This window comes from Cellulomonas sp. P4_B5_2, from assembly GCF_056402235.1.
In genome coordinates this window covers 1-8008 of sequence record NZ_JBFUHU010000264.1, presented here as the reverse complement: position 1 = coordinate 8008, position 8008 = coordinate 1, and the positions used below count along the sequence as shown (strand labels likewise).

Annotated in this window: 10 protein-coding genes; 7 read left to right on the top strand and 3 right to left on the bottom strand. The window is 73.0% G+C overall.

Translation table 11 applies throughout. The features are described 5' to 3' along the window. From AC1DUQ_RS16945 to AC1DUQ_RS16920, 6 genes are all read left to right on the top strand, one after another. Positions 1-1087 (top strand): dihydrolipoamide acetyltransferase family protein (locus AC1DUQ_RS16945; RefSeq protein WP_477074186.1); only part of this gene is annotated, 1087 nt, incomplete at its 5' end. A gap of 28 nt (positions 1088-1115) precedes the next feature. After that, positions 1116-1772 carry a hypothetical protein gene (locus AC1DUQ_RS16940; RefSeq protein WP_477059357.1) on the top strand — a complete coding sequence of 219 codons (657 nt, stop codon included), beginning with the start codon at positions 1116-1118 and terminating at the stop codon, positions 1770-1772. Between the two features lie 78 nt (positions 1773-1850). Beyond that, positions 1851-2387: a hypothetical protein gene (locus tag AC1DUQ_RS16935; RefSeq protein ID WP_477059356.1), complete on the top strand. Its 537-nt coding sequence runs from the start codon at positions 1851-1853 to the stop codon at positions 2385-2387. Positions 2388-2411: 24 nt separating this feature from the next. Continuing rightward, positions 2412-3389, top strand: coding sequence for an amidoligase family protein (locus AC1DUQ_RS16930; protein ID WP_477074185.1), 978 nt, complete (start codon positions 2412-2414; stop codon positions 3387-3389). Continuing rightward, complete coding sequence (locus AC1DUQ_RS16925) at positions 3386-3919, top strand: RNA polymerase sigma factor (RefSeq protein WP_477059354.1); 534 nt, start codon at positions 3386-3388, stop codon at positions 3917-3919. The genes AC1DUQ_RS16930 and AC1DUQ_RS16925 overlap by 4 nt, the downstream gene beginning before the upstream one ends. Beyond that, positions 3919-4557, top strand: a complete 639-nt coding sequence (locus AC1DUQ_RS16920; protein WP_477059353.1) for a hypothetical protein — start codon at positions 3919-3921, stop codon at positions 4555-4557. Before AC1DUQ_RS16925 ends, AC1DUQ_RS16920 begins: the two co-directional genes overlap by 1 nt. On the opposite strand, the gene AC1DUQ_RS16915 is transcribed toward AC1DUQ_RS16920, so the two are convergent. The 3 genes from AC1DUQ_RS16915 to AC1DUQ_RS16905 form a co-directional block, all read right to left on the bottom strand. Beyond that, the gene (locus AC1DUQ_RS16915) at positions 4523-4918 is read right to left on the bottom strand and encodes a hypothetical protein (protein WP_477074184.1); all 396 of its coding nucleotides are present in this window, start codon (positions 4916-4918) and stop codon (positions 4523-4525) included. The two genes, AC1DUQ_RS16920 and AC1DUQ_RS16915, sit on opposite strands and share 35 nt — an antisense overlap. Before the next feature lie 3 nt (positions 4919-4921). Then, positions 4922-5407, bottom strand: coding sequence for a QcrA and Rieske domain-containing protein (locus tag AC1DUQ_RS16910; RefSeq protein WP_477059351.1), 486 nt, complete (start codon positions 5405-5407; stop codon positions 4922-4924). Between the two features lie 88 nt (positions 5408-5495). Then, positions 5496-7277, bottom strand: a complete 1782-nt coding sequence (locus tag AC1DUQ_RS16905; protein WP_477059350.1) for an MDR family MFS transporter — start codon at positions 7275-7277, stop codon at positions 5496-5498. A 159-nt stretch (positions 7278-7436) separates the two neighbouring features. Here AC1DUQ_RS16905 and AC1DUQ_RS16900 point away from each other — a divergent pair. After that, positions 7437-8008, top strand: a 572-nt coding sequence (locus tag AC1DUQ_RS16900; RefSeq protein ID WP_477074183.1) for a hypothetical protein, incomplete at its 3' end; no start/stop codon positions are given.

Below are 8008 nucleotides of genomic sequence, written 5' to 3'. Positions count from 1 at the left end.
GGTCGAGCCCGGGGGGTCCGACGAGATCGAGGCCGCACGTCCGGCGCCCGCGCCCGAGAAGGAGCCGGAGCCCGCGCGCGAGGCCGTGCTGGTCGGCTACGGGCTTGCGGAGGCCAGTACCGGACGCCGGGAGCGGACGGCCGACGGCACTCCGGCCACCCCGTCGCAGCGCGAGGCCACCCGTCACGCGCTCGCCAAGCCGCCCGTCCGGAAGCTGGCTCGTGAGCTGGGCGTGGACCTGGACTCGGTCTCGCCGACGGGCCCGGGCGGCATCGTCACCCGTGAGGACGTGCTCGGCCGCGCGGCCCAGGCCGAGGCGCGGACCCTGGCCACCTACCCCGGCGACGACGCGCCCTGGCTGGCCAGCGGCACGGTCTCCTCGGACGGCCGCCAGACGCGCGTCCCRGTGAAGTCGGTGCGCAAGCGGACCGCCGAGGCCATGGTGACCAGCGCGTTCACCGCCCCGCACGTCACGGTCTTCCACACGGTCGACGTCACCAAGACCATGAAGCTGGTCGAGCGCCTGCGCGCCGACCGGGAGTTCTCCGACGTCCGAGTGACCCCGCTGCTCATCGCCGCGAAGGCCCTGATGCTCGCCGTGCGCCGGCACCCGGACGTCAACGCGAGCTGGGACGACGCGTCGCAGGAGATCGTCTACAAGCACTACATCAACCTCGGCATCGCGGCATCGACCCCGCGGGGGCTCGTCGTCCCCAACATCAAGGACGCGCACCGGCTGGGCCTCAAGGAGCTGGCGACCGCGCTGGCGGAGCTCACCGCGACCGCCCGGTCGGGGAAGACGACCCCCGCCGACATGTCCGACGGCACCATCACGATCACCAACGTCGGGGTGTTCGGCATCGACACGGGCACGCCGATCCTCAACCCGGGGGAGGCGGCGATCCTCGCGTTCGGCGCCATCCGCGAGCAGCCGTGGGTGCACAAGGGCAAGATCAAGATCCGTCACGTCACGCAGCTGGCCCTGAGCGTCGATCACCGTCTGGTGGACGGGGCGCTGGGCTCGCAGGTGCTGGCGGACGTCGCGCGCGTGCTGCACGACCCGTCGCACGGGCTCGTGTGGGGCTGAGCCGCGCCCGCCGTGTGACACTCGCGGGATGACCCGCACCCTCACGGCGCACGACGACCTCGAGCTCCACCGGGTCGGCTACGAGCGCGGTGACGTCCTGCTGCGGACGGCCCTCGGTCCGGTGGCGCACCGGTACCGGGTCGACACCACGAGCCCTCTGGTGGTCGACGGCCTGGTCCGGGTCGACGAGGTCGACGGCGACGCCGTGCGGTTCCTCGACACCAACCTGGTCCCGCTGACCGTCCGCGACCTGCGCCGGTTCCGGATCCTGGTGAAGGTGGCCGACGCCGTCCGGTCCGCTCCGGGTGCGGTACCAGAGTCGGCAGAGTCGGTCCCGTCGTCCCCGGACCTCGTGGACCTGCGCGACGACGCCCTCGACAACGGGCTGCTCGACGGAGTCGACTTCACGGTGGGCGGCGGTCCGGGCGGCGACGAGTGCATCACCTTCGAGGGCGGGCCCGACGGGTTCGTCGTCGGCTACCGGGAACTCGGTTCCGCCAGCACCCTGTTCGCATCGCGGTCGTTCGCGCAGGCGCGGGCGGTGTTCCTCGACGAGGCGTGCTGGCTCGGTGCCGAGCGGGGCCGCGGACCGTACGTGGGCCGCGACCAGGCCGTCGGCACCGAGGGTTGGACCTCCGCGCAGGTGGTGGCGGCGTACGAGCGCCGACTGCTCGAGGGAGTCTGAGCCCGGACTCCACACCTGGGGGTCGAGCCGCGTTCTAGAGGGGTACGCCCATCCGCACGCTGCTCCCCGGAGGACCCCATGAACGCCAGCACCACCCGCACCCGACGCCTCGTGGCCGTCGGAGCCGTCGCCGCCGGTCTGTGCGTCGCCGGCACCGGTGTCGCCACGGCAGCCGCGCCGACGTCGGCCCTGTCGCGGTCGGTCACCGAGATCCTCCAGTCGGCGGGCGTCGACTGGTCGACGATGCCCGACGGGTACACGCCGGAGCAGTACGAGGCCTTCTGGGGAGCGGGGTACACGCCCGAGAATGTCGACGAGCTGGGCGCGCTGTGGAACCTGGACACCACCGAGACCAAGGCCCGCGCCGGTCAGCTGCTCCTCGACGGGCAGCCGGTGCCGGTCGCGCCGGGCGGCGGCGAGTCGTCCCCGACGGTCGAGATCACCGGCGAGCAGCTCGATGCGCTCTTCGGCGCCGGGTACACGGGCGAGGACGTCGAGGCGCTCGCGGAGCTCTGGCACAGCGAGTTCGGCGAGACCAAGGCGCGTGCCGGCCAGATGATCCTCGACGGGCAGACTCCTCCCGTGGCCCCGAGCGGTACCCCCGCGACCTCCTGACCCCGACGAGTGCGAGGAGACGCTGTGGACGAGCTGTCGCTGCGGACCGGGTTCGAGATCGAGCTGCTGGCACCCGCCGGTTCCGACCGGCAGGTGCTGGCCGACGAGCTCGCGGCGCGCTGCGACGGCCGTGTGCGGCGGTCCTTCCACACCGACTCCGAGCCGTCGGTCGTGCCCGGCGTCGGGGTCTTCCGGCACCTGTCGCCGGCGTTCGACGTGGTCGACGCCGACGGACGTCCCGTGGCGCGGCTCGTCGACGCCCCCCGGGGCTGGTACCGGGTCCTGTGCGACGACGCCCGGCTGCTGCGCCTCATCGAGCGGCACGCGGACCCGGACGCGCCCCTGCGGTCCGTACTGGACCCGGTGGCCGAGCTGTTCGGGGTGCGCGCCGAGGTGGTCGGCTCCGCGGTGCGCGTCGACGACACCCGGGGCGCCACCGTCGCCGTCGCGATGCCGTTGCCGGCCGGCCGGGAGCGACCGTGCGAGATCATCACGCCGCCGCTGGCCACCGACCACCTCCGCGCACTGGAGCGGCTGCTCGGCCCGGCCCGCGAGCTCGGGTTCACGGTCCCGCAGGAGGCGGCGGTGCACCTGCACGTGGACGGGGCGCCGTTCCGTCGGCCGGAGGCGTTCGCGAACCTCGTCCGGCTGTTCGGCCACTGGCRTGAGGAGCTGTGGGCGGCCCTGGGCACCAACCCCGCCTGCCGGCGGCTGGCGCCGCTGCCGGACGCGCTGCTCGAACTCGTCGAGCAGCCCGGCTTCACCCTCGCGGCGGCGCGGTCGACGGGCGTCACCAAGTACGCCGACGTGAACCTCACCCAGCTGCTGACCGACAGACCCCTGCGGGACACCGTGGAGGTGCGGATCCTGCCCGGTGACGTCGACGGACCCGCGATCGTCGGGCGCGCTGCGCTGGTGGAGGCCCTGCTCTCCCGCTGCCTCGATCCGGCCCCCCTGCCCCAAGGGGCGCTGCTGAGCGACCTGGTCGGGGTCCGCCGATGAGCGTCGACAGCGCCGCGATCCCGATCGTGGAGCCCGCGCTGGACGACCTCGTCCGCGTCCACCTGGCTGGGCTGCTCCGGTACGCGACCGTGCTGACCGGCGACGGGCACACCGCCGCCGACCTGGTGCAGGAGGTGCTCCTGCGCGCCCATGTGCGCTGGACCCGGATCGCCCTCCTGGAACGGCCCGACCTGTACCTGCGCCGGATGGTCACCAACGAGCACCTGTCCTGGCGCCGCCGCTGGCACGTGCGGACCATCCGGCCCGCCGCCGACGAGGTCCTCGCCGCCCACGCCGACCCGCACGGCGACCACGCCGACGACGTCGTGCACCAGGACGCGATGTGGCGACACCTCGAGGCGCTCCCGCCCCGCCAGCGCGCGGTCCTGGTGCTCCGGTACTACGAGGGTCTCAGCGACGTGGAGATCTCCCAGGTCCTGGGCACCTCGCCTGCCACCGTCCGCTCGCACGCCTCCCGCGCGCTGGCGACCCTGCGCGACACCGACCTCTCGACCCGACCGGAGCAGTGATGAACGAGCACCCCTCGCAGGACGACGAGCTGATCGCGCGGATCACCCGTGCGCTGCACTCGCGTGAGGCCCAGCAGCCGGACCCTGCCGTCGTGGCCGCCCGGCTCAGGGCCGAGCTCGCGCACCAGCCGGAGGCCACGGTCACCACCCTCACGCGCCGCGGCGGGAAGCTGGTCGTGGCCGGCGTCGTCACCTCCGCGCTGGCCGTCGCCGGAGCGGGTGCGGCTGCGGCGGCGAACCCGTACTCGGACGCGGCACGCAGGTTCGAGGACGTCGTGCAGTCGGTGGGCATCGAGTGGTCGGCGATGCCGGCGGGCTACACCCGCGATCAGTACGAGGCCTTCTGGGGTGCCGGCTACACCCCCGAGGACGTCACCGCGCTCGAGGAGCTCTGGCACACCGACACCACCGAGACGAAGGCGCGCGCCGGGCAGCTGCTCCTGGACGGCGACACGCCCCCCGTGGCACCCGGCCGTGTCGCGCTCCCCGAGCAGGCCGAGGTGGACGCCTTCTGGTCCGCCGGGTACACGATCGAGGACGTCGAGACGCTCAGCGCGCTGTGGCACACCGACACGTTCGAGACCAAGGCCCGCGCGGGCCGGCTCATCCTCGACGGGCAGCCGCTCCCGCTGGACTGACCGGGGAGCGCCGGCGTTCCCCGACGATCGCCGCGATGCCCAGCACGATCGCGCCGATCTCCGAGATGGCCGACAGCCACACCGGCACGCCCACCCACTGCTCGTGCACCCCGAAGARCCCGCCGGGTGTCGTCGAGACGAGGAACGCCGTCAGCGTGGCGACGCCGAACCCCACCGCGCCGAGCAGCGGCAGCCAGTGCCGCCAGACGAGCACCAGGACGGCGATCACCAGGCCGCCGACGCCGTTGAGCAGGAACGCCGGGCCGACCACGTCGACGGACTTCATCCCGTCCTGCCACAGGTAGAGGTGGACGACGGCCGACACCGCGACGCAGATCGCGACGAGCACGCGCAGGATCATGGCTCAGGCCTTTCCCGGGAGGACCGCGCCGTCGCTCACGTGGACGTCGACCGCGGGCAGGGGCTTGTCGGCCGGGCCGGAGACGTTGGCACCGGTCAGGTCGTAGATCGAGCCGTGGCAGGGGCACGCCAGCTCCTCGCCGTCGACCGCGACCGTGCAGCCCTGGTGGGTGCAGATGGCCGACAGGCCGATCACGGTGCCGGCCTCGGGCTGCACGAGGAAGATCGGCTTGCCGTCGGCGCCGGTCGCGGAGATCGCGCCGCCCACCGGGATCTCCGACACCTGCGCCAGTGCGCCCCCGCTGGCCGCCGCGGACGAGCCGCCCGACGGGGTCTCGGTGCCGCCGCCGCAGGCCGCCAGGACGCCCACCGCGGCGACGCCCATCGTCACGACACCGGCCCGGACGAGCACCTCCCGGCGGTCGAGGCAGCCGTCACAGGCGTGCGCGCTGGGCGGTGCTGCAGGAAGTTCGCTCGTCGACCGGGACATCTCCACCTCCGTGGGACATGGTGCTCGGGACCGTCACCAGTGTCACGATGCCGAGGGCGTCCAGGTTCAGCGATCCCGGCACCAGTTCTCAGGGTCGCGGACTCTGCGCCTCCGCGCGATCCACCGCCGCCTCGTCGGCGACGATCCCCGCGACCCCGCCGACAGCGGTCGCGGCGGCGGCGGGCTGCGGCTGAGCGGCGGCCGCGGCGTCATCGTCGAACCGCCCCTGGATGCCGGACACGTTCCGCAGCGGGAGCTCGGGGAGCAGGACCGTGAGGATCACGCCGAACGCCATGATGATCGCGGCGAGCAGCAGGACGGTGTCCACCGACTGCGCGAAGCCGTCGAGGAACGGCTGCGCCAGCCGCGGGTCGAGGTTGTTGATGAAGGACGAGTCGTCCAGGGACGGCACCGTCCCGCCGCCCTGCAGCATCGACAGGACCGGCGCGTTCGCCGGGTCCGCCTGCACCGCGGGATCGGCGACGGCCGCCTGGAACTCGGGGGTCGCCGACGCGGTCCGGAACGCCGACGCGATGTTGCCGCCCACGGTCGAGAACAGCACCGAGAGGAACACGGCGGTGCCGAGCGTGCCACCCATCTGCCGGAAGAAGAGCGACGACGAGGTGGCCACGCCCATGTCGCGGACGGGCACCGCGTTCTGCACGGCGAGCACCAGAGGCTGCATGGTGAGCCCCAGGCCGAGTCCGAACACGATGGACACCGCGAACACGTAGGGCAGGCCGGTGTCGGCCTGGAGGCGCGAGAACAGCAGGGCGCCGATGCCCATGAGGATCGTGCCGATCACCGGGAACACCTTGTAGCGGCCGGTGCGGGAGGTCATCTGACCCGCGACGATCGAGCCGGTCATGATGCCGAGCGTGAACGGGATGAGCGTCAGGCCGGCCTGGGTGGGCGACTGGCCCTTGACGATCTGCAGGTACAGCGGGAGCGTCGCCAGGCCGCCGAACATGCCCAGGCCGATCACCGTGTTGGCGCCCGCGCCGACCGAGAACGTGCGGTTCCGGAACAGGTACAGCGGCAGGATCGCGTCGGCCTTGGCGTACCGCTCGGCGACTATGAACGCGACCACGCCGAACACGCCGATCACGTAGCAGGCGATGGACCGGGGGGAGTCCCAGCCCCAGATGCGGCCCTGCTCGGCGACGACCAGCAGCGGGACCAGCGCCACGACGAGCGCGATCGCGCCCGGGTAGTCGATCCGGTGGTCGACGCGCTTCAGCGGCGGCAGGTGCAGCACGCGCGAGATGACGAGGATCGCGATGATCCCGATCGGCACGTTGATGAGGAAGACCCAGCGCCAGCCCGCGATGCCGAGGATCGTCTCGGCGCCCGCGAAGAACCCCCCGACCACCGGCCCGAGCACCGACGACGTGCCGAACACCGCGAGGAAGTAGGCCTGGTAGCGGGCCCGCTCCCGGGGCGCGACGAGGTCGCCGAGGATGGTGATCGCCAGCGCCATGAGGCCACCCGCGCCGAGCCCCTGGATGCCCCGGTACGCGGCCAGCTGGTACATCGAGTCGGCCGTGCCGGACAGCAGCGAGCCGACGACGAAGATCGAGATCGAGATCATGTACAGCGGCTTGCGGCCGTAGATGTCGGAGAGCTTGCCGTACAGCGGGGTCGAGATCGTGGCGGTCAGCAGGTACGCCGTGGTGACCCACGCCTGCAGCGACAGGCCGTGCAGGTCGTCGCCGATGGTCCGGATGGACGTCGCGACGATGGTCTGGTCGAGCGCGGCCAGGAACATGCCGAGCATCAGGCCGCCGAGGATCGTGAGGATCTCGCGGTGGGTCGGCGGCGTGAAGGTGGCCGGTGCGGCGTCGGTGGGGGCGGTGCTCTGCTGCGACATCGGACCTTCTCGCGGATTGATTGCGCAGGACAACCATCCTGCGACGTGTCGCAACAACCGGCCACCCGATATGTGTTCCCCGCCACCCGAATCTCGCCCGCCCGCAGATAATCGCTTCGCACCTGGGACGTCCGTCGCGGCGCCCGCTACCGTGTCGGGATGCCTGCGCCCGAGACCGGTCCGCTGCGCCTGGTGCGCGCCGGGATGGTCGCCGCGGTCACCGTCGCGCTCGGGGCCCTCGCGCACGTGCTGGCCGGGGGAACCCTGCCGCCGTCGGTCGTGCTGGTCACCCTGACCGCCGTCGCGCTCGCAGCTGCCGTGGTCTTGACCGCCCGTCGGCTCGGTCCCGTCGGTGCCCTCGCGCTGCTCGGGGTCGGGCAGCTCGCGGTGCACTCGTCGTTCAGCCTGTTCACCACCGTGGCATGCCTCCCCGGCCAGGCTTCGCTGCAGGGGCACGTGCACCACCCGGGCATGGTCATGGCGACGCAGGCATCGTGCACGCCCGCGGACGTCACGCTCGCGCAGCCGCTGCTCGGCGCCCCCGCGATGCTCGTCCTGCACGTGGCCGCGTCCGTCGCCGCGGCCCTCGTCCTCGTCGCCGCCGACCGGGCGCTCTGGTGGCTCGCCGCCTGGCTGAGCCCGCTGCTCGGCACGCCGGAGCCGGCGGTCGTCGTCCCGCGCCCCTCGCTGCCGACGCCCGCCGAGGTCCCGTGGTCGGGGTACGCCTGGTG

Bases quoted from the DNA above. Each gene is read 5' to 3' on its own strand.
- AC1DUQ_RS16905 (WP_477059350.1), bottom strand. From the start codon at position 7,277: ATGTCGCAGCAGAGCACCGCCCCCACCGACGCCGCACCGGCCACCTTC.
- AC1DUQ_RS16935 (WP_477059356.1), top strand. From the start codon at position 1,851: ATGAACGCCAGCACCACCCGCACCCGACGCCTCGTGGCCGTCGGAGCC.
- AC1DUQ_RS16925 (WP_477059354.1), top strand. From the start codon at position 3,386: ATGAGCGTCGACAGCGCCGCGATCCCGATCGTGGAGCCCGCGCTGGAC.
- AC1DUQ_RS16920 (WP_477059353.1), top strand. From the start codon at position 3,919: ATGAACGAGCACCCCTCGCAGGACGACGAGCTGATCGCGCGGATCACC.
- AC1DUQ_RS16940 (WP_477059357.1), top strand. From the start codon at position 1,116: ATGACCCGCACCCTCACGGCGCACGACGACCTCGAGCTCCACCGGGTC.
- AC1DUQ_RS16910 (WP_477059351.1), bottom strand. From the start codon at position 5,407: ATGTCCCGGTCGACGAGCGAACTTCCTGCAGCACCGCCCAGCGCGCAC.